Genomic DNA, 25,098 nt, shown 5'->3' on the forward strand with positions numbered 1-25,098 from the left:
GCCACAAGGGTCTTTAGCTCAGCTGGTAGAGCGCCACGCTTACACCGTGGATGTCATCGGTTCGATCCCGGTAGGACCCACCCCCTCGTAGAACGACATCGCGAATGGCGTGCACATTTACGCCAAGAGACTCCATCGAATGTCGGTGCCCATGCATAGCCTCCCCCCATGGAGAGCATTCTGGTCCGAACTGCGCCGAATGGGACGCCCCACTCCTTCAGGCGAGGAGACCGCAACTGGCGGGTCGCGGCTGAACCCGCACGCTGGTTCGAGCGCGTGCGTTGGTGGACCGCAGAGTCGCGCCTGCCGCGCGGAGCGAGCCGAGTGGATGTCGAGGTCTGGCAAGTGCAGGCGGCCCTTGGGCTCCGAGGAAGCGGGCTGCGGACGTTCGAACTCGTCCGGGACCAGCTTGGCGGAGGATGGAGCCTCCGCGCATAGCCGCGCGGGTTGAGATGGCACCCGGGCATGGAAAGAGCCTCCCGCCGCTGCCTTGGGGGGATGCCGCGGTGGGAGGCTCTGGCTCTGAATACTAGGTGAACTGCAGGTGACGGAACAAATCCAGCTCCGGCCCGTATCATGTTCTCTGTTCAGCATTTTGGACAACCGCAAGCGAACGGGGTTCGCTGAGACGAGGAGCAGCGTGGCACCGAGCAAGACAGCAGGCAGCGGAGAGCTGGAGCGATCACGCGAGGAGGCGCCGTCCTCGTCCTCTGCGCCAGCGGTGACGCGCGCCGCTGCGGTGCTGGATGTCCTGGCCGCATCTGCTACCGGCCGAGCGACCTTGAGCGACCTCGCCCGCGACCTGGGAATCCCGAAATCGTCGACCTCGAACATCCTGCAGGCTCTCGAGGATGCGGGGCTGGTGGCCCGCGAAGGGAGCGAGTTCTCGCTGGGGCGCAAGCTCGTCGAACTGGGCGCCTCGTACCTGAGCCGGCGTGACGAGATCCGCGAGTTCTATCAGTTCTGCGGGCAGGCGGCCACGCTTTCCAAGGAGACGGTGCGAATAGCACTCCTGGATGGTGACCACGTGATCTACCTGGCCCGCTATGAGGGCCATCCCGCCGTGCGGCTGACCTCGACCATCGGGGACAAGATGCCAGCGTCGCTGTGTGCCGTGGGGAAGGCCTTGGTCGGCCGCCTTCATGAGCACGACTGGGAGGTGCTGTACCCCGACGATGCGGAGCTCCCGGTCCTCACGCCCCACTCCATCAGGACGGGCAAGGAGTTCAAGGAGGAGCTTCGGCGGATCAAGGAGCAGGGGTACGCCTTCGAGGATGAGGAGTCCACCCTCGGCGTGGTGTGCGTTGCCGTTCCCGTGCCCACGAGGGGGGCCCACGGGCCCAATCTGGGGGTGAGCGTCACCTCACTCAAGGCAACGTTCACCGAGGAGCAGAAGCTGGCGATGGTCCGCGAGCTCCAGGGCTTGGCGAGGGCGCTCGGAAATCCGATGGGCGAGTGGTCAAAGTCCTGAACAACTAACAACATGCTGGACAACTGGTCAGCATTCTGTACTCTGTTCACTACAGTGATCGTCCAAAGGAGTACAGATGCACACCAGTCCTCTCGACGGCGCCGTCGGGACCCCCGCGTCGCAGCGTGATCGGGCAGCCTCCGCTTCGGGCACCGCTTTCGACCCCGCCCAGCTGCGCAGCGCAACCCTTGCCAGCTCGGTCGGCTCGGCCCTCGAGTACTACGACTTCTACATCTTCGGGCTCGCGACGGCCCTCGTCTTCGCGCCCCTCTTCTTCCAGCCCTTCGGCGATGCCAAGGTCATCGCGAGCTTCGCGACCTTCGGAATCGCTTACGTCGCGCGCCCGCTCGGCGGCCTGCTCTTCGGCTACGTCGGCGACCGGTGGGGCCGCAAGGTTGTGCTCCTGACCACAATCCTCCTGATGGGGTCAGCGAGCTTTCTCATCGGCCTGCTGCCCACGTACCGGGAGATTGGGGCGCTCGCCCCTATCCTGCTCGTAGCCCTGCGCATCCTCCAGGGTCTCGGGGCCGGGGCGGAGCAGGCCGGTGCGACGACGCTGATCTCCGAGGTGGCGCCGGCGCCGCGTCGCGGCTTCTTCGCCGCCCTGCCGTTTGTGGGCATCCAGCTCGGGACGCTCCTGGGTGCGGGGACTTTCGCGCTGCTGGGCCTCGCGCAGCCCCAACTTGTGCAGGACTGGCTGTGGCGGGTGCCATTCCTTGCCTCGTTCATCCTTATTGCGGTCGCGCTCGTCATACGCCTGAAGCTCAAGGAGACTCCTGTCTTCCAGGAGCTCGAGAAGCACAAGGAGGTTGCCAAGAACCCCGTGGGCGCGGTCTGGCGGACCTCGAGGGGAGCGGTGCTCAAAGGCATTGGGATCCGCATGGCGGAAAACGGGAATTCGTCCATCTACTCAGCGGTGACGGTCTCCTTCCTCGGCACGATCGCGTTCTTCAAGGACGACAAGACCCTCGGGCCTACGTCCCTCCTCGTTGCCGCCGGAGTGGCCGCCGTCGGCGTGGTCTTCTTCGGCTGGCTCTCCGATCGCGTCGGCCGCGTTGCCGTCTACCGCTACGGCGCCCTGTTTCAGGCTGTCATCGCGATCCCTGCGTTCTATCTCCTCACGCTCGGCCAGCCGTGGCTCGTTCTGCTGGTCATCGCGATCGGTACGGGAATCGGTGTCCAGTCCATGCTCGGCCCGCAGTGCGCCCTCCTGCCGGAGATGTTCGGCTCGACCCATCGATTCACGGGAGTTGCCCTCAGCCGCGAGATTTCGGCCATGATCGCGTCGGGTCTCGTCCCGGTGCTGATCGCTGCCCTGCTTGAGGCGACTCACAATTCGTGGCTCGTGCTCGCGGGCTTCTCGCTCGTGCTCTCCCTCATCACGTTCGCTACGACCTTCGCGGTCCGGGAGACCAAGGGTCGCGATCTCACGCTCCTCGAGGATGGCGCCTGACCTTGTCTGAAGGCAGAAGAGGGCTCCCGCGCAGCGGGAGCCGTCTTTGCGTCGGCCAAGCAGCCGGGTGGATCAGTAGAAGTGAATGGGGTCCACTCGGTGGGGAAGCTGCTCGCCCGCCAGGAACTTGCGCAGGTTGTCAGCGAAGCGCTCGGCGATGAGGCGGTTCTCTGCGACGCTGAGCGCCGAGGTATGCGGGGAGACGAGCACGCGGGGGTGTTCCCAGAGCGGCGACGTCTCAGGCAGGGGTTCGACGGCGAACACGTCCAGGCATGCGTACCCGACCGTCCCGTTCTCAAGGGCCTCGAGGAGCGCCTCCTCGTCGACCACCGTTCCACGGCCCACGTTCACAAGAATGGTGCCGGGGCGCATGGCGGAGAACAGCTCGCGACCAATCAGCTTCTCCGTGAAGGGGGTGCCGGGGAGCGTGTTGACGAGCGCGTCCGCGCGTGCCACAAGCTCCGGAAGCTTCTCGGCCGCCGCGACTTCCTCGATGCCCTCGATCGGATCAGCGGTGCGCTTGGTGCCGCTCACGGTCATCCCGAGCGCGCGGGCGAGCCGGGCGGTCTCGACGCCGATCTCTCCGAGGCCGGCGATCACGACGTGAGAGCCGGACGCGAGGCGAGTGGGCACGCGGAGGTCGGGCCAGTGCTTGGCTCTCTGGTCCTCTGCGAGCTCCGCGGTCCGCTTGAGTCCGTTGAGGATTCCCATGATCGCGAACTCGGCGAGGGGGAGCGCGTGAACGCCGGCCGAGGTCGTCACGATGACGCGCTCAAGATCCGCGCTGGAAACCCCGCTGGCCTTGACCGCCCCGCCTGCTCCGGCGGCCATCGCGTGCACCCAGCGCAGACGCGGGTTCTCGGCGACGACTCTGGCGAAGCCAGCGGGCGACTCGTTCGGGAAGCCGTAGAGGACGTCCGCAGAGTTGACGAGCTTCCAGTAGCGCTCCTCGGCGTCGGGGGAACGGCGGAACGATGGGTCGCCCGAGTGGTCCGCCGGGAAGCGCTCCGGGGGCAGCAGATCGGGTTCGTAGAGGACGGCGATGCTCGGATCGACCGCGCGGATGGCCTCGACATGCTCTGCTTCGAGCGGGACGGCGATGCCGACCGTGAGGGAGGATTCAGTGCTCATGTGTCCACTCTACTGAATCTCGCCTAATATACTGAACGATGAAGCGGAAGGAACGTGGATGGAACGCGAAGAAGCTATCGGTTTCGTAGGTCTCGGCCTCATGGGCGGGCCCATGGCTGCCAACCTCCTCGCTTCCGGCTTGCGGGTGGAGGGCTGGAATCGCTCGGACGGACCCTTCGGCGCGTTCGAGGCGGCCGGGGGGCGCCGCGTCAGGTCCGTCGCCGATCTGGCGGCGCTCGACACCATCGTCTTCATGCTCCCTGATCTGCCCATGATCGAAGATGCCGCGGCCCCGATCCTGGCAGCGTGGGGGGCGGAGCCGACGACGGTCAGGAAGCGCCTGGTCGTCATGAGCAGCGTCTCGCCCGTGGCGGTCAAGCGGTTCGGAGACGCCGTCGACCATGCCACCGGGGGACGCGCCGTCGTCGTTGATGCACCGGTGAGCGGCGGCCGCCAAGGGGCGATTGACGGCACCCTCGCGATCATGGTCGGTGCCGAGCCTGAGGATTTCGTGGAGCTCGAGCCTCTCTTCCGCGCGATGGGAACCTCGGTGGTGCGCCTCGGTCCCCTCGGCGCCGGTTCCCTCGCCAAGGCGTGCAACCAGTTGATCGTGGGCACGACGGCGGCCGCCCTCGCCGAGGCTGCTGTGCTCGCCGAGGCCCAGGGGCTTGACGTCGAAGCCCTGTTCGGCGTCCTTTCGGGAGGACTCGCGGGCAGCCGCGTCATGGAACAGCTTGCGCCACGGATGGTCGCCAGGAACTACGCGCCGACTGGTCCCAGCAAGTTCATGCTCAAGGATCTTCGGTTCGTCGAGGCCGCCGCTGCCGAAGCCTCTGCGGCGCTGCCCCTTGCCTCGAGCGCCCTTGCCATCTACTCCGACTTGGTCTCGGAAGGTCTCGGCGACGAAGACCTCGCCGTCGTCCACGAGCTTGCGCGCCGCCGCTCGGGGCTCGCATCTATCCACTCACAGGAGAGTCACCCATGACAGCCCTTTTCGACCTCACTGGACGAGTCGCCCTCGTCACGGGATCCAGCCGCGGGATCGGGACGGCACTTGCGCGTGGCCTCGCCGACGCCGGTGCAACGATCGTGCTGCATGGGCGCGATGCCCAGCGGGCCGAGGCGACACGCAAGGAGTTCGCCGACGTCTACGGAGAGGAGCGCGTCCACGCCGTGGCGTTCGACGTGACCGACCCCGAGGCGGCGGCAGCGGGCATCGCCGAGGCCGAGGCCAAGGCCGGCCCCCTGCGGATCCTCGTCAACAACGCCGGCATCCAGTACCGGGTGCCGCTGCTCGACCTGGACCCCTCGGACTGGGAGCGCGTCATCCGCACTGACCTGACCAGCGCCTTCCTGGTCGGTCGCGAGGCCGCCCGTGGAATGGTGGAGCGGGGTGCCGGCAAGATCATCAACATCTGCTCGGTCCAGACTGACCTTGCGCGCCCGTCGATCGGCGCCTATACCGCGGCCAAGGGCGGCCTCAGGAATCTCACCCGCGCGATGACGGCCGAATGGGCGGGTTCTGGCCTTCAGATCAACGGGATCGCCCCGGGCTATATCCATACAGAGATGACCCAGAACCTCGTGGATGACCCCGTGTTCAACTCGTGGATCCTTGGTCGCACTCCCGCACATCGCTGGGGGTCGGTCGACGACATTGCCGGCCCGGTCGTGTGGCTCGCGTCAGACGCCTCGAACTTTGTCAACGGGCAGACGATCTTCGTGGATGGCGGCATGACCGTCGTCGTCTGAATGGCAAAGGCGGCAACGGCTGCCAAAAGTTAGGTCCACCGAAATAGGCTGTCAAGAAGCGGCACGCAGGCGAGCAGTCCACTAGCGTAGTCTGCGGCACTGGCTGCGGCTCAGGCCCATCAACCAAGCGGGCCGAGCTCGAGAAACGGAGAGTACATTGTCTGCACAGATCGGAGTCACCGGACTCGCGGTGATGGGCGCGAACCTCGCCCGCAATCTCGCACGGAACGGCTTCACCGTTGCGCTGCACAACCGCTCAGTGGAGAAGACGGACACGCTGCTGGCCAAGCACGGCGACGAGGGCAGCTTCATCCGGACCGAGACGCTGCAGGAACTCGTCGACTCCCTCGAGAAGCCGCGGCGGGTCCTCATCATGGTCAAGGCCGGCGCCCCCGTTGACGCCGTCGTGGACCAGCTCGTGCCGCTGCTCGAAGAGGGCGACATCGTGATCGATGCTGGCAACTCCCACTACGAGGACACCCGCCGCCGTGAGGCCGCGCTGGCCGAGAAGGGCTTGCACTTCGTGGGCGTCGGCGTCTCCGGCGGCGAGGAAGGCGCCCTCAACGGCCCCTCGATCATGCCCGGCGGTTCGAAGCAGTCCTACGAGGCACTCGGCCCCCTGCTCGAGAAGATCGCCGCGAAGGCGAGCGATGGGACCCCGTGCTGCGCCTGGATCGGCACGGACGGCGCTGGTCACTTCGTCAAGATGGTCCACAACGGCATCGAGTACGCCGACATGCAGGTGATCGGCGAGGCGTACGACCTCCTGCGCAGCGGCGCGGGCATCGAGCCTGCCGAGCAGGCTGCGATCTTCGAGGAATGGAACAAGGGCGACCTCTCGTCATTCCTCATCGAGATCACCGCCGAGGTCCTGCGGCACGTCGACGCCAAGACGGGCAAGCCCTTCGTCGACGTCGTGGTGGACTCCGCGGGCCAGAAGGGCACCGGCCGCTGGACGGTCCAGTCCGCTCTCGACCTCGGCTCGCCGGTCTCGGGCATCGCCGAGTCCGTGTTCGCGCGTGGCATCTCGTCCCAGCGCGCCCAGCGCGAGATTGCCCAGGAGACCCTCGCCGGCCATGAGGGCGAGGTCAGCCTGCCCGAGAACTTCGTAGAGGACGTGCGCCAGGCGCTCTACGCCTCGAAGCTGGTCAGCTACGCGCAGGGCCTGGACATGCTCGCCAGCGCGGCGAAGGAATACGGGTGGGAGCTCAAGCTCGACGAGATCGCGTCCCTCTGGCGCGCGGGCTGCATCATCCGCGCTGAGCTTCTGAAGGACATCATGGAGGCGTACAAGGGCGGGGAGAAGCCCGCCAACCTTTTGTTCGCCCCCGCGTTCGCGAAGTCGGTCGGCGAGGCGGTCCCGGCGTGGCGCCGCGTCGTCGCCACGGCTGTCCAGCTCGGCATCCCCGTCCCGGTCTTCTCCTCGTCGCTCGCCTACTACGACGGCCTGCGCCGCAAGCGCCTCCCGGCCGCCGTCATCCAGGGCCAGCGGGACCTCTTCGGCGCCCACACCTACCAGCGCGTGGACACCGAGGGCACGTTCCACACCCTGTGGGGCGAGGATCACTCCGAGATCTCCGCGGTCGACACCCACTGACGCGGTTCCGTCGGCCGCGCCACCTTGCGGCCTGATGACGATGGCGCCGCCCACCGAGATCGGTGGGCGGCGCTTTGTCTTGTCCGACGGCGAGGGAATCAGCGGGCGGCGTCGGCGCGCGGCCTGCGCAGGGTGAAGGTCTCGAAGGCTTCGAGGCCTCCTCCGACTCCGGTGACGTTGTAGTAGGTCACCTTCATGGTCGTCTGGCCGCCAGGGGAACCCGGGTCGACCTCGAAAGCGCCGAACCCGTAGGAATTCGCCGCGTCCCGGACAGCGGACCACGCGGCGGGTTCATGGACGTAGACAGGGGCGCGCTTGCCCGTGGTGGGATCTGGCGCAGTGACCGACACGATGACTCGGCACTCCGGCGGCGTGAACAGCAGCTGATTGGACGGGACGGAGGTCCCTCCGCCGCCGAGCACCATGTGGACCGTGCCGTGGGTCGTGTCCACGGTCTGGGTATTGGTCGCGGCAGGGACCGGCGTAAGCGTCTGATTCTGCTGCTGTCCGCGGATGGGGTGCGAGCGCTCGTAATGGTGCTCGTGCCCACACACCACCAGGTCCACGCCGTACTTGTCGAAGATCGGGATCCACTCCTCGCGGATGCCCAGATCGGCGCCGTTGAAGTTGTTGGCAGTGCTGATGGCCACCTGATGCATGCACACGACGATCCAGTCGATGTCGCGATCAGACCGTGCAGCGGACAGTTCTCCCTCGAGCCACGCCTTCTGGGCGCCCTTGGAGTAGCCGTGCACGTACGAGTTGCCGCCGTCTTGGTAGCACACGTCGTCGTTGGCGAGGGAGATCACGCGGACCGCACCGACCGTGAAGCTGTACCAGAGCCCGCGCGTCACGTCGGTCTGACCGGAAGCCTCCGGTACCTGGAAGTAGGTCTGATAGGCCCCGTAGCCGATCGGGCCATTGCCGAGTTCGTTCTCGTGGTTTCCCGCAGAGGGCATCCACGGCCGGTTGCGGGCACTCCGGGAGTTGTTGGTCCAGAAGTCCCACCACGTGCGGATCCGGTCCGTGGCGAGGTTCGCGTAGCAGAGGTCACCGTTGAACAGGTGGAACATCGGCTGGACGCGCTCTACGCCGCCCGTCGTGTCGCCAGCGGCGGGGGAGCCCAGATTGTCGTTGACCCAGGTGGTGGTTCCGGTCTGCTTCTTGCCGAGGGTCGGCGTCCCCTGGTCGCCGAAGCTCGTGAACGTGACGCGGGACCGACCGCGAGGGCCTGTCGTGAACGTGCCGAATTCGGGCGTGGCCCCGTCATGCACAGCCGCATAGAGGTAGCCCGTAGACGCGGCGAGGCCGTCGAGCGCGCCGTGGTGGGCGTACACAGTGCGGCCCGACTTGGCATCGACGTAGCTCCTCGTCGTCGCCGCGACGGCCTTCGCGAAGTTCCCGTGGCCGTCCCCGAGGAGCACGCGGGGAGCCGCGACTGGCTGGAGCGTGTGCCACGAGACGACCATCTCGCGCGAGGCGTCTGCGCCGAACTGGAGGTGCAGCCCGTCGACCGTTGGCACCGAAACCGGGTCGGAAGCCGAAAGAGATCCCGGCAGGTCCTTCTGCGGCCCGGCCGGAGTGCCGGGGGCCGCGTCGGCGGGTGCAGCCATCGCGGCAGAGCCGGCTACAGCAGCGAGGCCGGCCCCCAAGAGCAGACGACGGCGGGTGACGGGGGAATTCTCTGGAGGAGTCGTGGTCATGGGCCGAGCATCGCAAGCCGCCCAACCCAAAGGGTCAACCCAAGACGAACGTTCGGTTCCCCGCAAGGGAACAAAAGCGCCGCCTACCTGCGCAAGGTGGGCGGCGCCGTCGTCCGTCTGCTTTTCTTCCGCAGCGCGTCAGATGTAGTAGTACTCCGCGGGATCCACGGCCGGCTTGGTCTCCTTCACCGCGTCCCGATGGCGCCACGTGGCGGGGATGCCGGTGACGATCGAGTTGGGCGGGGCGTCCTTCACGACGACGGCGTTGGCACCGATGGCGCTGCCGTGCCCGATGGTGATGGGGCCGAGGACTTTTGCGCCGGCGCCGATGGTCACGCCGTCCCCGATGGTGGGGTGCCGTTTGACCTTGGCGAGGGAGCGGCCGCCGAGGGTGACGCCATGGTAGATCATGACGTCGTCGCCGATCTCCGACGTCTCGCCTATCACCACGCCCATCCCGTGGTCGATGAAGAATCTCCGGCCGATCGTGGCGCCGGGGTGGATTTCGATTCCGGTGAGGAACCGCCCGCCCTGCGAGATGAGGCGGGCAGGGAATCGGAGCTCCGGCTTCTGCCACATCTTGTGGGTCAGCCGATGGATCCAGATGGCATGGAGGCCGGAGTACGCGAAGAAGTTCTCGACGTTTCCGCGGGCTGCGGGATCGTGGGCCCTGGCGGACTCAAGGTCCTCCAGCAGCCGCGCGAAGGTGCGTTTGATCAGTGACACAGGCTTCTTTCTACCGCAGCCCGCCGGAAGGGGCGACTCTAGCCGCGGATGTCGTCGAAGAGAACGGTCGAGATGTAGCGTTCGCCGAAGTCGGGAACGACGGCCACGATGAGCTTGCCTGCGTTCTCGGGGCGCTTCGCGAGCTCGAGTGCACCCCAGACCGCAGCACCCGAGGAGATGCCGCCCAGGATGCCCTCTTGGGTCGCGAGGGCACGGGCGGTGGCCACGGAGTCCTCGAGCGTCGCGTCGAGGACCTCATCGTAGACGTTCGTGTCCAGGACCTCCGGCACGAAGTTCGCGCCGAGGCCCTGGATCTTGTGGGGACCGGGCGCCCCGCCGTTGAGGATCGGCGAGTCCTTGGGCTCGACGGCGACGACCTGAAGGCCGGGCTTGCGCTCCTTGAGCAGCTGCCCGGCGCCCGTGATCGTTCCGCCCGTGCCGATGCCGCCGACGAAGATGTCCACCTTGCCGTCGGTGTCGTTCCAGATCTCCTCACCGGTCGTGGCGCGGTGGATGGCGGGGTTCGCCGGGTTGGCGAACTGCTGGGCCCAGATCGAGTTCTCCGTGTTGGCGACGATCTCCTGGGCCTTCTCGACGGCGCCGCGCATGCCGTCCGAACCCGGCGTCAGGACGATCTCGGCACCATACGCGCGGAGCAGGACGCGTCGCTCAGTGGACATGGTCTCCGGCATGGTCAGGATGACCTTGTAGCCGCGGGCGGCGCCCACGAGCGCGAGCGCGATCCCCGTGTTGCCCGACGTGCCCTCCACGATGGTGCCGCCCGCCTTCAAGGCACCGGCCTTCTCCGCTGCATCGATGATGGCCACCCCGATGCGGTCCTTCACGCTGTTGGCGGGGTTGTAGAACTCGAGCTTGACGGCGACGTCGGCGCCGAGGCCCTCGGTGAGGCGATTGAGCCTCACGAGAGGCGTGTTGCCGACCAGCTGGGTGACGTCGTCGAAGATTCGCATGGGTTCCTTCTTGTCGTGTGGGATGGCGCGGTGCATCACGGCCGCACAGGGGGCTGGCCGCGCTCAGCCTAGCGACGAGCCGAAATGAGAGCTAGGCGTCAAGCCACGCCGAGTAATATTTCCGTGCCTTCGCCAACTTGGGATTGATGATGACGTGGCAGTAGCCCGCGTGCGGATTTTTGGCGTAGTAGTTCTGATGGAATTCCTCCGCGGGGTAGAAGGTGCTGGCCCGCGCCACCTCGGTCACGATCGGACGGTCCCACAGCGGTTGGTTGCGCATGATCGCTTCTTCGAACAGGACCTTCTCCTCGTCGTCCACATAGAACATCGACGAGCGATACTGCGTGCCCACGTCGTAGCCCTGCCGATTCAGGGTCGTGGGGTCGTGGATCGCGAAAAACATGTCGAGGACGGTCTCCGCCGGAATCACTTCCTCGTCGAACGTCACGGCGACGACTTCTGCGTGCCCGGTCATTCCACTGCACACGCTGTAGTAGTCGGGATTGGGGAGGTGTCCGCCGATGTAGCCAGACACAACCGACGTGACGCCCTTGGTCTTCTGGTACACGGCATCGAGGCACCAGAAGCAGCCGCCGCCCAAGATGAAGGTCTTCATGCTGCCTACAATGTCCGGGACAAGCGGAAGATTCCCGAGAGAGGACCGGGCTTTGTCTGACGAACGCGTCACAGGTCAGAATGCGGGATCCGAGGACACCGTGGACGAAGCCAAGAGCGGCGGGAATCCGGAGTCCCCCGAGCAGGAGACACCCGTTGGGGGAGCGCCGGAGCCGGAGGCTCCGGCGCCGGCTGACGACGACGCCGCCCCGGCTTCTGCCGCGACCCTCGCCCAGGTTCTGCTCGCCGTCGAGGAGCTGTGGCCGGAGTCGCTCGCGGAGGGGTGGGACGCCGTCGGCCTGGTCACGGGCCGCCCATCGCAGGAAGTCACCAAGGTGCTGTTCGCCGTCGACCCCGTCATCGAGGTCATCGAAGAAGCGGCGACGTGGGGAGCGGACCTGCTGATCACCCACCATCCTCTGCTGCTGCGCGGTGTGCATTCCGTGGCAGCCAATACGCCCAAGGGACGGGCGGTGCATCGGCTCATCGAGGCCGGAACAGCTCTCCTGACGGTCCACACCAACGGTGACAGCGCGGTCGGTGGAGTCTCGGACGTCCTCGCCGATGCACTCGGCCTCGACAACGTGGAGCCCCTCACCAAAGCAGCCAACGGGCTCCCTGAGGAGGGGATCGGGAGGGTGGGAGACCTTCCCGAGATCACGAGCCTCGCGGCCTTCGCCGAGACCCTTTTCGGGCTGCTTCCGGCGGTGGCTGGCGGCGTCCGCGTATCGGGTGACCGGGACGGACTCGTGCGCCGGGTGGCGGTGTGCGGGGGAGCGGGCGACAGCCTTTTCGAGAGCGTGCGGTCCGCCAACGCGGATGTCTTCGTCACCGCGGATCTCCGTCACCATCCCGCCTCGGAAGCGCGTGAGGCGAGCCCCGACGGCCGGCCGTACCTCGTTGACGTGAGCCACTTCGCGAGCGAATGGCTGTGGCTCCCGGCCGCGGCCCAAGCGCTGGACAATGTGCTCCGCGATCAGGGCCACGCCGTGGATATTCGCGTCTCCACCGTCAACACGGACCCCTGGGACTTCATTCTGACCCCGGGCGAGGGATAAAGTCGCAGCCACTGACGCGATCTGCAGGAGGACCCATGGCGAAGGCGCCCGCCGCCGAACAGCTCAAGCTGCTGGGGCTGCAGGCCCTCGATGCGAAGCTTCACTCGCTCGACGTCCAGCGCAAGGCCCTCGATTCCGATCCTCGTCTCGCACCGACGGCAGAAGCGCTAGCTCAGGCCTCACTCGCTGCCCGCGAAGCCGACCTCGCCGTGGAGCAGGCCCAGACCGAGCTCGTGCAGGCCGAGCAGAGCGTCGAGCAGGTGACGGCGCGGATCGAGAAGGACGAGGCTCGGCTCTACGCGGGCGGACTCTCGAAGGATCTTCAGGCGCTCCAGCACGACATCGAGGGATTGACTGCGCGTCGCTCAGACCTCGAGGACGCGGAGCTGGAGCTCCTCGAGCGGCTCGACGGCCTGCGGGAGCGGCAGTCCGCCGCCGCGGCGGCCCTCGCCGAGGCGCAGCGGGCGAGCGATGCCCTGCGCGCCGAGCTCGACCAGCGGATCGCCGTGCTCGCCGAGGAGCGCGCCCAGGTGGCGTATGAGCGTGAGGACTACGTGCGGGGGATTGTGCCGGACCTCGTGGGGGTGTACGAGAAGACTCTCGCGCGCCGTGGGGTCGGGGCCGCCAGGCTGTTCCACGGCACGTCGGAGGGGTCGGGGATGGCCCTCAGCCCCGGCGACCTGGCGGCCATCCGTGCCGCCGCTGAGGACGAGATCGTCTTCTGCCCCGATTCCGGGTGCATTCTGGTCCGCTCGCCGGAATGGAGCTGACTCTCCTCTCCGTCTAGCCCTCGAGGATGAGGGCGAGCGAATGGGGCTTGCGGGCAGTGCCTTCGCGGAGTTCGGCGTTCCACCGCTGCTGGGCCAGCTCGAGCAGGGCTTCCGGGGAGGCCGGGGCCTTGCCCCGCCGGGCGAGGAGATGGCGCACGAACTCACCGCGGTGGTGCTTGGCGAAGTGGCTTACCACCGTGCGCTTGCCGGCTCGCTCGGTGAAGACGTCGACGGCCACGGTCCGCGCCGCGGGCGGGGTGTAGGCGGCGGCATACGTGCTCGATCGGCAATCGACCACGAGCCCTTCTCCGGCGCGCTCGGTGAGCGCCTCGCTCAGGAGGGGCTTCCAGAAGGCGGCCAGACGCCCCACCTCGGGAAGCGCCGTCGACATCGAGAGGCGGTAGGCCGGAATGCGGTCCGCGAAGCCCACCGCGCCCCAGAGGGCCGACACCACCACGATCCACTCGTCGGCCTTGCGCCGCTGCGCGGGAGTGAGCGTGGGATATCCGAGCGCTTCGTACAGGACTCCGGAGTACACGCGGTGCGCGGGAGCCGCCGGTTCCGCGGGAAGCCGGCGGTTGCGGTCGACGTCGTCTGTCAACGAAGCCCCGACGCCCAGCAGCGCGAGCGCGTCCTCGCGCCCGCTGACCTCGGCCAGCGCTTCCATCACCTGCTTCCGCGCGATCTCGAGCCCCGGGAAGCTGAGCGAGGAGAGGTCGACGGCGGTCCCGCCTGCGGCGGCGGTCTTCCCTTCGGAGGGTGGGAGGAGGATGAGCACCACGGAAGCTTACCGGTGGCTCGCCCCCAACGGGCTCACCCGTAGAATGTTGAGGCGAGGTCAGGTCGGCCGGGCGATCGCGGGGCGCTTGCTCTTTCGAGAGGCAGGGGTCACGAGGAAAGTCCGGGCTCCGCAGGGCAGGGTGGTGGGTAACGCCCACTCGGGGTAACCCGCAGGCCAGTGCCACAGAGAAGAGACCGCCCCGGTACCCCGCGCGACAGCGCGATTGCCGGGGTAAGGGTGAAACGGCGGTGTAAGAGACCACCAGCTCCCCGGGCGACCGGGGAGGCTAGGTAAACCCCACCCGGAGCAAGGCCAGACAGGGCGCGTTCGAGGGCTGCCCGCCCGAGCGTCCGGGTAGGCCGCTCGAGGCCGCCGGCAACGGCGGTCCTAGATGGATGATCGCCTCCTGCGTCTGGGCAATCAGGCGTGGAGACAGAACCCGGCTCATAGGCCGGCCTGGCCTCGCACTTTCCTCGGCTCTGGGAGGGCTTCCCACGGAAGTGAGAGCCTGTGAGTGACTTCACAGGCTCTCCCGGCCCTCGCCCCTGCCCAGTCCCGTAGCATTGAAAGCGAACGTGGAAGTTCTGGAGCCGGCTCTGCGATCGCAGAACCGGCTTTCTTCGCGTCGGGCATCGGCACCAGATGCCCGGGCAGCGCACGACGGAGTGCGCACAACCGCAGAGAAAGGCACCTGTGTGAGCATGACGGAGACCGCCCTCGGTTCGTGGATCGGCCGCGAGGCCGCAGCAGAAGAGATGATCCCGCTGATCGGGCGCCTGTACCGCGAGAACAACGTGGTGACTTCGGTCCACGGCCGCAGCCTGATCAACCAGTCCGTGGTGGGGCTGCTCAAGCTGCACCGCTGGGCACGCCAGATCGACAGCGAAGAGCTTGCCCTCGAAGAAACCCTCCCGATCCTCAAGGCCCTTGACTCGCTGCAGCTCGGCGCGGCCTCGATCGACATCGCCCGCCTCAACGAGAAGTTCCGGTCGCAGGGCGCCGGGCGTGCGCTTGAAGCCTTCCTGCGGGACGAGCTGGCCCCGATCGTCGGCCAGCGCGGCGCGGACCCCCGGCCGAGCACGGATGTGGTGCTCTACGGCTTCGGCCGCATCGGTCGCCTTGTGGCACGCATCCTCATCGAGCACGCCGGCGGCGGACATGGCCTCCGGCTCCGGGCGATCGTGGTGCGGAAGGGCTCGGAGAACGACCTCGTCAAGCGGGCCAGCCTCCTGCGGCGCGACTCCGTGCACGGTCCCTTCGAGGGAACCATCACGGTCGACGAGGAGAACAACACGATCCTCGCGAACGGAACCCTGATCCAGGTCATCTACTCGGACAACCCCGCCACAGTGGACTACACGGCATATGGGATCAAGGACGCCGTCGTCGTCGACAACACGGGCAAGTGGCGCGATGAAGCTGGGCTCTCCCAGCACCTCGAGAGCAAGGGCGTCGCACGGGTCCTCCTCACCGCACCCGGCAAGGGCGGCCTCCCGAACATCGTGCACGGCATCAACCACGGCGACATCACCGCCGAGGACCGGATCGTCACGGCGGCATCCTGCACCACGAACGCGATCACGCCCGTCCTCAAGGCCATCAACGACAAGTACGGCGTGGTGCACGGGCACGTAGAGACGGTCCACTCGTTCACGAACGACCAGAACCTCACCGACAACTTCCACAAGGGCGACCGTCGCGGGCGGTCCGCGGCGCTGAACATGGTGCTCACCGAGACCGGCGCTGCGAAGGCCGTCGCGAAGGCACTCCCGGAGCTCGCAGGGAAGCTGACGGGCAACGCCATCCGCGTCCCCACCCCGGACGTCTCCATGGCCATCCTCAACCTGAGCCTCGAGCGCGAGACGACGAAGGATGAGGTGAACACCTACCTCCGCGACATTTCGCTCCACTCGGATCTGCGGAAGCAGATTGACTACATCGCCTCGCCCGAGGTGGTCTCCACCGATTTCGTCGGCTCCCGTCGGGCCGGCATCGTGGACGGGCTTGCGACCATCAGCAATGGCAAGAACCTCGTGCTGTACGTGTGGTACGACAACGAGTTCGGCTACAGCTGCCAGGTCGTCCGGGTCCTCGAGGAGATGGCCGGCGTGAACGCGCCCTCTTTCCCTACTGAGGGCGCCACCCCTGCAGAGGGCGCTGCGCGCCCCGCAGAAGATCTCTTGGCAACAACTCGGTAAGGTCACTGGATTCGCTCAGGCGGCCGAGGCAAGATGCACCTATGGAAGCGACTGAGCACGAGAGCACCCTTGAACATGCGCTCGACGTGGCCAAGGCCAACGCCAAGCAGGCCCGACTCCTGCTGGAGCACGCCAAGGCCCAGCAGGCAGCAGGAGACGTCTCACCGGCGCGCGTCGCGCAGCTCGAGGAGCTGCTGCGGGTCGCCGAAGAAGACCTCGTCAGGGTAACCAGGGAGCAGTAGACGACGAATTGACGAAAGGGCGCCGCACGCAGGTGCGGCGCCCTTTTGCTTTCGACTTTCTCCGGCTCAGTGACCGAATGGGTCTGGGTCTACGCCCGGCATCCAGGTGAGGCCTGGGGTTCCCCAGCCGTGCTTCTTGGCAGCCTTCTTGGCTTTCCGGGCGTAGCGATCAACGAGCTTGTCTACGTACAGCTTGCCGTCGAGGTGGTCGTACTCGTGCTGCATGACGCGGGCAAACCAGCCTGTGGCCACAAAATCGACGGGCTTCCCGTCGCCGTCGAACCCTTCCACCCGAGCCCAGTCAGCACGCTGGAGGGGGTAGCTCTCGCCAGGCACCGACAGGCAGCCCTCCTCGTCCTCCTCCGGATCGGGCAGGGAGCCGGGAACCTTCGACAGGGTCAGCCGCGGGTTCACGAGCACCCCCCGGGGAGGGACTCCGTCGTCGTTCTCGTATTTGTAGACGAAGATGCGCAGGCCGACTCCGATCTGCGGCGCAGCGAGGCCGACGCCGTTCGCGGCGTCGTTGGTCTCGTGCATGTCCTCAATGAGAGACCGGAGATCATCATCGAACTCGGTGACCTCTGCCGCGCGTCGGTGCAGAACGGGCTCCCCCCAGATGGTCACGGCGTGGACAGTCATGTGGGGCTCCTCCGTCTGGTGACTAGGGATGCGGGCAATGCAAGAGGCCGCACGGCTAAACCGTGCGGCCTCTGTGCGGGATGGTCCCGCGGTGGGGTGAGTAACGGGGGTCGAACCCGCGACCTTCTGGACCACAACCAGACGCTCTGCCAACTGAGCTATACCCACCATGTGGCCGTGCTGGAGGTGACGGGAAACCCCGGCCCTCCGCGCTGGCAACGACCACTAGTCTACCTGCTGTTGGCTAGTGCTTTTGCCAGATCAGAGCGGTTGCGAGAACTTTTTCTGAGAGTGAGGCTCAGCTCACACGGCGGCAGCTGCGCCGGCCGTGCCTGCGCCGCCGGAGATCCGAGAGGAGATCTCCTGAGCCGTCGCCGAGTCAGGCCCGGGCTGCGGGACGAAGATCGCCTCGCGGTAGTAGCGGAGCTCATCGATCGAGTCGCGGATGTCGCCGAGCGCGCGGTGGCCGCCCGTCTTCGCGGGAGCCTGGAAGTACGCTCGCGGGTACCAGCGGCGAGCGAGCTCCTTGATGGTGGAGACGTCGATGATCCGGTAGTGGAGGTGCTCGACCACCTCGGGCATGTCCCGCGCGAGGAAGAGCCTGTCAGTGCCCACGGAGTTCCCGCCGAGCTGTGCCTTCTTCGGCTCCGGCACCCAAGCCCGGATGTACGCCATGACCTCCGCCTGAGCGGCTTCGAGCGTCCGACCTCCCGGCAGTTCGTCGAGGAGCTTGGAGCTCGTGTGCATCTCCCGCACGAAGTCGTTCATTCCGGAGACGGCTTCGTCGGGCGGGCGGATGACGACGTCGACTCCGTCGCCGAGGACGTTGAGCTCTGCATCGGTCACGAGGACCGCCACCTCAATGAGGGCGTCACGGGCGATATCGAGGCCCGTCATCTCGCAATCGATCCAGACGATGCGTTCAGCATGGTTTGACACCCTGCCAATGTACCCGAGGCCTTCCCGCACGGAGGCTCCTCAGAGGCCCGATGCTAGACTGGAAATCTCCCGAGATTCAGCGAAGGGTGATCCATGTCCATCACGCGCTTTGGCCTGCTCGGGAGGGTGATTGAGTGGCTGAAGTCGCTCTGGACGGCGCTTCCTCCCGTCGGAGTCAATCAGGCACCGCACTGGGCCATCGGGCAAGGGCTGGTCGGCTCGCTGCTCATGGTCTATGGATCGTTCGGCGTAGGGCGCCTCGCCGACGCTTCGCCCCTCAACCGGAACCCCTTCTTCATTCCGCTCCGCACTGAGACGTGGGGCGTCACCAGCTGCATCCTCGCGCTCGCCTTCGGGGCGATGCTGCTCACACGGTCTTGGCTGCGGCTCGGACAGCGGCTGCGGTACTGGGGGCCCGGAACGATACGGCCCGTGGGCATCGCCGTAGTGCTGTGGGGGCTCCCGCTCGCATTCACCGTTCCCATCTATTCGCGGGATGTCTATGCCTACGTGGGCCAAGGCAAGCTCATGGCCGCGGGGTTCAACCCGTACACCACCGGGATCTCGACCATCAACAATTGGCTCGAACTGGGGACGGACCCGTCGTGGGCCACGACGCGGACGCCCTACGGCCCGTACTTCCTCTGGCTCGAACGGTGGATCGTGCAGCTCACCGGGGGACAGCCGGACTCGTCCGTGATGCTGTTCCGCGTCCTCGCCCTCGTCGGCGTGGCCCTCACCGCCTACTACGTCTACCGTCTCAGCGGTCTGCACGGGGTGGACGGCGCGCGGTCAGTCTGGCTCACCGTTGCCAATCCGCTGTTCCTGATCAGCTGCATCGCGAGCGCCCACAACGAGGCACTGATGATCGGATTCGCCGTGGCCGGCGTCTACTACGCGGCGCGCGGCAATTGGTTCCTCGGGATCGTCCTCACCACGGTGTCCATCGGGATCAAGCCGATCACCGCCGTCGTGCTTCCCTTCATCGGCCTCCTCTGGGCCGGTCCCGGGGCGAGCTGGCTCCGCAGGTTCCTCTGCTGGGCGGCGACCGGGTTGATCAGCCTGGCTCTCTTCGCGGTCAGCGGTCTCGTCTATGGCCTCGGGTTCGGGTGGGTCAACGCGATCGTGGACCCCACCCCCGGCTTCATCGCCTACACACCCTCAGGGTTCGCCAGCGGCCTCGTGGCCACGCTGACGAGCACCGTGGGCCTGGACGGCGGATCCATCGCCGAGGGCTTCCGGACCGTCATCAAATGGATCGGAGTGGGCCTTGCCGTCTGGTTCATCCTCCGCGGCGACGACCGCAAGGTGGTGCGGCGTCTAGGCCTCGCGTTCATGTTCATCGTGGTCCTCGGCCCGATCATCCAACCGTGGTACGTGCTGTGGTTCATCCCGTTCCTTGCTGTCACGGGCATCCGTGACAACTGGGAGATCAAGCTCTGGTACCTGACCGTGGTGTTCTTCGTGGTGTTCGGAGCCCAGGATCAGCTGTACGTGTTCAGCTTCGTGAACACACCCCTCGCGCCGGAATCTCTCGCCGGACTCGTCGCCGTGGGATTCCTCGCCTATCTGGTCCTGATTGATCCCAAGACGCGTCGGCTCGTGTTCGAGCGCGCCGTTCGCCGTCAGGACCTCGCGGCCCGCAGCTCCTGACCCGATACGGGTGCGCCCTTGCGCCCGAGGCGGACCAAGCGGAGCGCCGACCACACGAACAGCACCACCAGCAGAACGTTCCGGACCGTGAGCACGAGAGCCATGGCGGGGTTGTTGTGGCTCAGGGCGTCGTAGAACATCGGGTAGATCAGGTACGTCGCCACGCCGATCGCCAGCAGGAGCCACGCGGGCAGACGCCATGCGACACGGTCCTGTGCGAGACCGAGGGCGACCACCGGGCCGAGCCACACCATGAACTGCGGCGAGCCGACTTTGTTGAACACGATGAAGGCGGTCACCATGGTGAGCGCTCCCGCCAGGAGGAGCTCGGACCTGTCCTCGTGGCCACGCTTCTTGCCCTCGTGCAGGGCCCAGAAGATGACGACGGCCACCGCGATGGCGATGAGCACGAACAGCGGCTGCATGAGCGCGGAGGCTACAGAGCTGCCGGGGCCATCCACCTGCATCGAGTTGATTTCCGTGTTCATGTACATCCGGGCCCCGCCGATTCCGAGAACGGACATCCAGAGCCATGGAGTGGTGAACGTGGCCTCGAGCTGCATTCCGCGCGAACCCTGCGTGGTGAGGAAGTCGAGAAGGTGGGGGAGTACGCCCAGTGCGGCGGCCACCGCGGCAACCACGATCGTGACGGCAAGGCCTCCCGCCACCACCTTCCAGCGGTCTCGGACGACGGCGAAGAGCGGCAGGAGTGCGGCCGCAGGCCACACTTTCATCCAGGTCGCGCCCGCGAGGATGGCCGAGGCAGCCAGCGGACTCGCCACCCCGAGGCTCAGCCCGAGGAGGACGATCGGGGCGGTCACGCCGTCGACGCGCGCGAAGCCGAGGTTGCCGAGGACCGCGATGAAGACAAGCCACCACCACGCGGCACGGATGCCTTCGCGCTTCTTGCCCCACCCGCTCAGCACCCCGATGCCGAGGCCGTTCAGAACAGAGGTGAGCAGGACCCACACCACCAGAAAGGGTCCGGGCCCCAAAAGCCCGGAGATCCAGATCGGCAGGAGGCCGCCGATGGGATAGACCCACGGGGAAGGCTGGACGTTCTGGGGGAACCCCGCGGCAGCCCAGTCACGGTAGATGTTCGTGTCGCTGAATGCCTCTCCATGCAGCGCATAGCCCGCGAAGTAGGCGAGGAAGCCCAGATGGACCACGAGGAATCCCGCGAGGAGTGCTCCGGGCGTGAGCAGCCAGTTTCCCCACCGGCCCAGCCGCTCGACGAAACTGGCGTGATTCTCGGGGCGGGGCGACTCGATGGAAATGACGTTCTCCTGGGGAAGCTCGGCGCGGTCGAAGCGACGTGGACCGCCGACCAGTCTAACAGCGGGCCTCTCACGGAGTTCGCTGATCCGTGGCTGATAGCATCAAATGGACACCAAGCTGAGTTGCCCGCGCCCTCATCCGGGTTTGCGGCGCGGCTCAGCGCCTTCCGTGACAGTAGGGACTTCGATGCCTCAGCGGTCGGCTGATCGCAGCCTGAGCGCCTCCGGGACTGCCCGGAGCATCGCTGGGCTGCCCGGCGGGGGGCGCTATGCAGTATGGCAGGGCTTCATCGCGTCAGTCTGCATGACGCTCGGTGGACTCGGCGTTGGGTGGATGGCGAGCGGATCGTCGTTGATCAGAGTCCCCTTCTTCATCGTGCTGCGGGACAATCCGATCCTCGTGGTGCTCTGCACCGTGCTCGTCGCGTTCGGGGGGCTCTTCCTGGTGCGGGCATGGCTCCGCCTGGGTCAGCGGGTGGGTGACTGGGGCGCCGTCCATCCCCTCGCGCTCTGCAAGATCGCGGCGCTGTGGTGTGCGCCCCTCATGCTGACGTTCCCCCTCTTCAGCCGCGACGTGTATGCGTACATCGGACAGGGCCGCCTGATGGTGGCGGGGCTCAACCCGTATGTCAACGGCATCTCGGCGCTGAACAACTACCACAACCTCGGGCCGGACTCGCTCTGGACCGAAGCGCCCACCCCCTATGGTCCAGTGTTCCTCTGGATCGAGCAGGCGATCGTCTGGGTGAGCGGCGGGAACCTCGAGGTGGCGATAGCCCTATTCCGCATCGTTGCCGCCGTGGGCGTCGTCCTGTGCGCCATTGCGGTCATCGGCCTCGCGCAGCACTACGGGCTGCAGACGTCTCGCAAGCTCTGGCTGACGGTGGCAAATCCGCTGTTCGTCATCAACTTCATCGCGAGCATCCACAACGACGCGCTCATGCTTGGCCTCGTCCTCTTGGGGCTGCTGGCTGTTGTCCGGGGACGACCGGTGCTCGGGATTGTCCTGGCAACGCTCTCGATCGGGATCAAGCCGATCACCCTCATCGCGCTGCCCTTCATCGGCCTTCTCTGGGCCGGCCAGCGTGCGGGCTGGGGTCGGAAGATCGCCTGCTGGGCGCTCACTGCCCTCATCGCCGGGGCCATTCTGACCATCGAAGGAGCGGTGACCGGCTTCTGGTTCGGATGGCTGCCGGCGATGACCACTTCTGGCACGATCTGGACCTGGTACGCACCGTTCGGGCTCCTGTCGGTGACCGCCGCTACGCTCGTCCAATCGATCAACGGGCCCGCCGACCTCGTCGCAGAGCTCATCAAGGCGGCGGGCCGCGCCCTCGGGATGCTCGCCGCGCTGTGGTTCGTGCTGCGCGGCAGCAGTGAGCGGATCATGCTGCGGATGGCACTGGCTCTCACTGCCGTGGTGGTAACGGCCGCGGCGATCCAGCCGTGGTACGTCACGTGGTTGGCGGCGTTCTTCGCCCTCGCCGGAATCGCCGAAGGCTGGTACCTGCGCGCCTACTACTTGGCGACGGTGTTCTTCACCGTCATTGCGCTGACGGACCAACTCGATGTGTTCGACTGGATTCCGCTGATCGCCATCCGGGCGGTTGCGATCGCTCTGAGCGTTGTGTTCGTCGCCTACATGATGTTCTGGGATTGGAAGACACGAGCGCTGTTCACGCGCGGCCCGGCGCTCAGCGGTGCCTCAGCGGCACGCTAGACTGGGCTCGCTGCGCCCGCCCCAGTAGCTCAGCGGATAGAGCAGGGGCCTTCTAATCCTCTGGTCGGGGGTTCGACTCCCTCCTGGGGCACACTGTGATGTCACGGACATCCTCGACACCCCCGGTTTTCGGACCGGGGGTGTTCTGTATCGCGAGGCCCTTTATTGCTGGACCCCATTAGTCGTGCTCGAGATCACCGCGAGATACCGGCATGGCGGCACCTCCGCGGGTTCCCTGCACCTCCGCGCCGGGCCCGGCGCGGAGGTGCGGGGAAGGGCGTCGCCAGCGGAGAAAAGAGCAACGGAAAAGGTACTGAGCGAGCGGGGACGACCATCGACTCTGAGTGCTCGCGGCCAGACTTTGTGCTCCGCGATTTGCCCTCCACAAAGTCGGCCTCGGCGTGTCACCCACATATAGGGCCGTCTCGTGGTGTCCGGTCCGCCAGCTGCGCGAGGCTGAAGGAGCCAACGTCGGCGAGGGCCCGTTGAGCGGAGGAACCGGCAGAACCAAGGGCCGGCAGTGACCACAGGGAGGTAGCGATGAGTGATCTGGTGACGGTGCGCGGGTTCGTGGCAACGGATCCGAGGACTAATACGACACATGGAGGCAACATCGTTTCGAGCTTTCGGCTCGCGTCGACACAACGCCGGTACGACCGTGAGGCCGGAGAGTGGGTCGACGGACACACCAACTGGTTCACCGTTGTAGGTTTTCGCCAGCTCGCCGCCAACATCTGCGGGAGCCTCAAGAAGGGCCAGAGGGTCATCGTCGTGGGCCGGCTGCGCTTGAAGCAATGGGAGAAGGAAGGGCGGATCTTCCACGAAGCAGAGGTGGACGCTGAGTCCGTGGGACACGACCTCTTCTGGGGATCTGCGAAATTCGCGCGGAACCAACAGGACGCCCAACGCCAGGAGCCGTCCGTGCAGCGGGTCGCGGTGGACGGTGTCGGGATGGTCGATCTGGGGACCGGCGAGCTCCCGCAGCACTTCCGGGATGATGTCCCTTCTGACGAGGACGAAGACGACTCAGAGTTCGTGGACGCTTCGGCCGAGGAGGGGCCAGAGCTTCTGACGGCCTAGAGAGGTGCTCAGGCGTCAGCGGCGCGAGGTGTGGGACTAAGCTCGGCGGCCGGTGCTTTCGCGGAGGATGACTTCTCCGGCAGCGGGAAGGGGGTCTTCTCCTGTGAGCGCGGCGCGGGCGGCCTTCCGGCCGATCTCCTCAAGGGGCAGGCGGACGGTCGTGAGCCCTGGGATGAAGTCTTCGAGGGTGTTGATGTCGTCAAAGCCGGCGATCGCGTAGTCGGTTGGTGCGTGCAGCCCCTTCTGCCGGAGAGCCGCTACGACGCCCATCGCCATTCTGTCGTTGACGGCAAAGATGCAGAGGCGATCTCCTCTCTCGACGGCCGCCCGGACTGATGCTTCGAGCGCCCCACCGGCGTCGTATCCGCCGTCCCGGTTGAAGGCGGAGCGTAAGACGTCGGCCTCCTGCAGCCCCTTCTCGCCGAGGGCCATCTGGAACCCGGAGACTCGAAGGTCCGAGGTCATGAGGCCTTCCGGTCCTGCCACGATCGCGAAGCGCGAGAAGCCTTCGTCGGACAGGCACAGGCCGAGTTCCCGGGCGAGGAACTCGTTCGGGATGCTCACGAGGAGGGGCGAAGGCGCGAATGATGCCTCGAGGTCGGCGTCTTCGGGCCCGGAAGGTGAGCCGTGGTCGGACGCGCCTTCGGGGGAGACCAGGTCGTGGCCGACAAGTACGAGACTTCCTCCGTTGGCGAGGTAACGCTCGGTCTCTCGCTTGAGCGCAGCGTTGTCGAGGGAGTCTTCGGTTCGGGTCGAACGGCTTCCTGCCATGACGATGGCGTCGGCCCTGCGCGACGTGAAGGCTTCGACCGCGAGCCTTTCCTCCGCGGGCGTCCCCTCGGTGCTCGTCAGGAGAAGGATCTTGCCGAGTTCGCGCGCCGCCGATTGCACACCACGGGCGATGGAGGAGAAATAAGGATCCGCGATGTCGTGGACGATGAGTCCCAGCAGACCGGAGCTGGAGCGGGCGAGTGCCTGCGCTTGGGCGTTGGGGATGTAGCCGAGCGCGGCCGCGGCCGCACGCACGCGCTCTGCGATGTCCGCGCCCGGCGTTCGGCTGGATCCGTTCAGGACGCGCGACGCCGTGGCCGGCGAGACACCCGCCGCTCGCGCTACTTCGCTCAAGGTGACCGCTGGCATCGCTTCCTCCCCTGTCCCTTGGGCCAGATTATGACATTCGCCGAAGATACGAGGGAATGCGCTTGCCAAGTTCCATTGCCGTGCCGCACACTTGTGAGGACGGAATGCGCTTTCCCGGGATCGGGAAGGCCTGTTACTCGCCCTGGCACCGCTTGGGCCTACGCAAGGAGGCGGCAGTGGCC

General features: G+C 66.6%; 24 protein-coding genes, 3 tRNA genes and 1 other RNA gene. 17 read left to right on the plus strand and 11 right to left on the minus strand.

Annotated elements, in window-relative coordinates; translation table 11 throughout:
• Positions 1–7: 7 nt before the first annotated feature.
• The 4 genes from E5679_RS01525 (at position 8) to E5679_RS01540 (ending at position 2,924) form a co-directional block, all read left to right on the plus strand.
• Positions 8–80 (plus strand) — tRNA-Val (locus E5679_RS01525).
• A gap of 88 nt (positions 81–168) precedes the next feature.
• Positions 169–438: a hypothetical protein gene (locus E5679_RS01530; protein ID WP_138413325.1), complete on the plus strand. Its 270-nt coding sequence runs from the start codon at positions 169–171 to the stop codon at positions 436–438.
• Positions 439–640: 202 nt separating this feature from the next.
• Positions 641–1,471, plus strand: a complete 831-nt coding sequence (locus tag E5679_RS01535; RefSeq protein WP_249335874.1) for an IclR family transcriptional regulator — start codon at positions 641–643, stop codon at positions 1,469–1,471.
• 76 nt (positions 1,472–1,547) lie between these two features.
• Complete coding sequence (locus E5679_RS01540; RefSeq protein WP_138413326.1) at positions 1,548–2,924, plus strand: MFS transporter; 1,377 nt, start codon at positions 1,548–1,550, stop codon at positions 2,922–2,924.
• Between the two features lie 72 nt (positions 2,925–2,996).
• On the opposite strand, the gene E5679_RS01545 is transcribed toward E5679_RS01540, so the two are convergent.
• A complete protein-coding gene (locus tag E5679_RS01545; RefSeq protein ID WP_138413327.1) occupies positions 2,997–4,055 on the minus strand; it encodes a D-2-hydroxyacid dehydrogenase in 1,059 nt (352 codons plus the stop codon).
• 58 nt (positions 4,056–4,113) lie between these two features.
• Here E5679_RS01545 and E5679_RS01550 point away from each other — a divergent pair, with 58 nt between their 5' ends.
• From E5679_RS01550 to gndA, 3 genes are all read left to right on the plus strand, one after another.
• Positions 4,114–5,040 (plus strand): NAD(P)-dependent oxidoreductase, encoded by a 927-nt coding sequence (locus E5679_RS01550; protein WP_138413328.1) that lies wholly within the window; start codon positions 4,114–4,116, stop codon positions 5,038–5,040.
• Entirely contained in the window at positions 5,037–5,807 is a 771-nt protein-coding gene (locus E5679_RS01555; protein ID WP_138413329.1) for an SDR family oxidoreductase, read from the plus strand. The genes E5679_RS01550 and E5679_RS01555 overlap by 4 nt, the downstream gene beginning before the upstream one ends.
• Before the next feature lie 157 nt (positions 5,808–5,964).
• Complete coding sequence (gene gndA, locus E5679_RS01560; protein WP_138413330.1) at positions 5,965–7,404, plus strand: NADP-dependent phosphogluconate dehydrogenase; 1,440 nt, start codon at positions 5,965–5,967, stop codon at positions 7,402–7,404.
• A gap of 98 nt (positions 7,405–7,502) precedes the next feature.
• Here gndA and E5679_RS01565 read toward each other — a convergent pair whose 3' ends face one another.
• From E5679_RS01565 to msrA, 4 genes are all read right to left on the minus strand, one after another.
• Complete coding sequence (locus tag E5679_RS01565; RefSeq protein ID WP_138413331.1) at positions 7,503–9,107, minus strand: purple acid phosphatase family protein; 1,605 nt, start codon at positions 9,105–9,107, stop codon at positions 7,503–7,505.
• Between the two features lie 138 nt (positions 9,108–9,245).
• On the minus strand, positions 9,246–9,833 hold the full coding sequence (epsC, locus tag E5679_RS01570) for a serine O-acetyltransferase EpsC (protein ID WP_420821025.1): 588 nt from the start codon (positions 9,831–9,833) through the stop codon (positions 9,246–9,248).
• 38 nt (positions 9,834–9,871) lie between these two features.
• Positions 9,872–10,804 carry a cysteine synthase A gene (gene cysK, locus E5679_RS01575; protein WP_138413332.1) on the minus strand — a complete coding sequence of 311 codons (933 nt, stop codon included), beginning with the start codon at positions 10,802–10,804 and terminating at the stop codon, positions 9,872–9,874.
• 91 nt (positions 10,805–10,895) lie between these two features.
• Positions 10,896–11,420 (minus strand): peptide-methionine (S)-S-oxide reductase MsrA, encoded by a 525-nt coding sequence (gene msrA / locus E5679_RS01580; protein ID WP_138413333.1) that lies wholly within the window; start codon positions 11,418–11,420, stop codon positions 10,896–10,898.
• Positions 11,421–11,472: 52 nt separating this feature from the next.
• Between msrA and E5679_RS01585 the strand changes: the two genes are divergently transcribed.
• Positions 11,473–12,477, plus strand: a complete 1,005-nt coding sequence (locus E5679_RS01585; RefSeq protein WP_249335875.1) for a Nif3-like dinuclear metal center hexameric protein — start codon at positions 11,473–11,475, stop codon at positions 12,475–12,477.
• A 35-nt stretch (positions 12,478–12,512) separates the two neighbouring features.
• Positions 12,513–13,247 (plus strand): zinc ribbon domain-containing protein, encoded by a 735-nt coding sequence (locus tag E5679_RS01590; protein WP_138413334.1) that lies wholly within the window; start codon positions 12,513–12,515, stop codon positions 13,245–13,247.
• A 13-nt stretch (positions 13,248–13,260) separates the two neighbouring features.
• Here the strand turns inward: E5679_RS01590 and E5679_RS01595 are convergent, their stop codons facing one another.
• Positions 13,261–14,025 carry a YaaA family protein gene (locus tag E5679_RS01595; RefSeq protein WP_138413335.1) on the minus strand — a complete coding sequence of 255 codons (765 nt, stop codon included), beginning with the start codon at positions 14,023–14,025 and terminating at the stop codon, positions 13,261–13,263.
• Between the two features lie 61 nt (positions 14,026–14,086).
• On the opposite strand from E5679_RS01595, the gene rnpB reads away from it, so the two are divergent.
• The 3 genes from rnpB (at position 14,087) to E5679_RS01610 (ending at position 16,468) form a co-directional block, all read left to right on the plus strand.
• Positions 14,087–14,491, plus strand: an RNA gene (rnpB, locus tag E5679_RS01600) — RNase P RNA component class A.
• A 238-nt stretch (positions 14,492–14,729) separates the two neighbouring features.
• Entirely contained in the window at positions 14,730–16,226 is a 1,497-nt protein-coding gene (locus tag E5679_RS01605; protein WP_171042201.1) for a glyceraldehyde-3-phosphate dehydrogenase, read from the plus strand.
• A gap of 41 nt (positions 16,227–16,267) precedes the next feature.
• Positions 16,268–16,468, plus strand: a complete 201-nt coding sequence (locus tag E5679_RS01610; RefSeq protein WP_138413337.1) for a hypothetical protein — start codon at positions 16,268–16,270, stop codon at positions 16,466–16,468.
• A 66-nt stretch (positions 16,469–16,534) separates the two neighbouring features.
• Here the strand turns inward: E5679_RS01610 and def are convergent, their stop codons facing one another.
• The 3 genes from def to orn all read right to left on the minus strand — a co-directional run bounded on the left by def (position 16,535) and on the right by orn (position 18,046).
• Positions 16,535–17,107 (minus strand): peptide deformylase, encoded by a 573-nt coding sequence (gene def / locus E5679_RS01615; protein ID WP_138413338.1) that lies wholly within the window; start codon positions 17,105–17,107, stop codon positions 16,535–16,537.
• A gap of 92 nt (positions 17,108–17,199) precedes the next feature.
• Positions 17,200–17,275: transfer RNA gene (locus E5679_RS01620), tRNA-His, on the minus strand.
• A 135-nt stretch (positions 17,276–17,410) separates the two neighbouring features.
• Positions 17,411–18,046 carry an oligoribonuclease gene (gene orn, locus E5679_RS01625; RefSeq protein WP_138413339.1) on the minus strand — a complete coding sequence of 212 codons (636 nt, stop codon included), beginning with the start codon at positions 18,044–18,046 and terminating at the stop codon, positions 17,411–17,413.
• A gap of 93 nt (positions 18,047–18,139) precedes the next feature.
• Here orn and mptB (E5679_RS01630) point away from each other — a divergent pair, with 93 nt between their 5' ends.
• Positions 18,140–19,699, plus strand: a complete 1,560-nt coding sequence (gene mptB, locus E5679_RS01630) for a polyprenol phosphomannose-dependent alpha 1,6 mannosyltransferase MptB (RefSeq protein ID WP_138413340.1) — start codon at positions 18,140–18,142, stop codon at positions 19,697–19,699.
• On the opposite strand, the gene E5679_RS01635 is transcribed toward mptB (E5679_RS01630), so the two are convergent.
• On the minus strand, positions 19,672–20,925 hold the full coding sequence (locus E5679_RS01635; protein ID WP_249335897.1) for a glycosyltransferase family 87 protein: 1,254 nt from the start codon (positions 20,923–20,925) through the stop codon (positions 19,672–19,674). The genes mptB (E5679_RS01630) and E5679_RS01635 overlap by 28 nt on opposite strands.
• On the opposite strand from E5679_RS01635, the gene E5679_RS20710 reads away from it, so the two are divergent.
• The 4 genes from E5679_RS20710 (at position 20,860) to E5679_RS01650 (ending at position 23,776) form a co-directional block, all read left to right on the plus strand.
• Positions 20,860–21,183, plus strand: coding sequence for a hypothetical protein (locus E5679_RS20710; protein ID WP_171042182.1), 324 nt, complete (start codon positions 20,860–20,862; stop codon positions 21,181–21,183). The genes E5679_RS01635 and E5679_RS20710 overlap by 66 nt on opposite strands.
• Entirely contained in the window at positions 21,164–22,696 is a 1,533-nt protein-coding gene (gene mptB, locus E5679_RS01640; protein WP_249335877.1) for a polyprenol phosphomannose-dependent alpha 1,6 mannosyltransferase MptB, read from the plus strand. The genes E5679_RS20710 and mptB (E5679_RS01640) overlap by 20 nt, the downstream gene beginning before the upstream one ends.
• 18 nt (positions 22,697–22,714) lie before the next feature.
• Positions 22,715–22,787 (plus strand) — tRNA-Arg (locus E5679_RS01645).
• Positions 22,788–23,236: 449 nt separating this feature from the next.
• Complete coding sequence (locus E5679_RS01650) at positions 23,237–23,776, plus strand: single-stranded DNA-binding protein (RefSeq protein ID WP_138413343.1); 540 nt, start codon at positions 23,237–23,239, stop codon at positions 23,774–23,776.
• 36 nt (positions 23,777–23,812) lie between these two features.
• On the opposite strand, the gene E5679_RS01655 is transcribed toward E5679_RS01650, so the two are convergent.
• Positions 23,813–24,916, minus strand: coding sequence for a LacI family DNA-binding transcriptional regulator (locus E5679_RS01655; protein ID WP_138413344.1), 1,104 nt, complete (start codon positions 24,914–24,916; stop codon positions 23,813–23,815).
• Positions 24,917–25,098 lie beyond the last annotated feature (182 nt).

It is taken from the genome of Sinomonas gamaensis (genome assembly GCF_005876955.1).
In the GTDB taxonomy this organism is placed as follows: Bacteria; Actinomycetota; Actinomycetes; order Actinomycetales; family Micrococcaceae; genus Sinomonas; species Sinomonas gamaensis.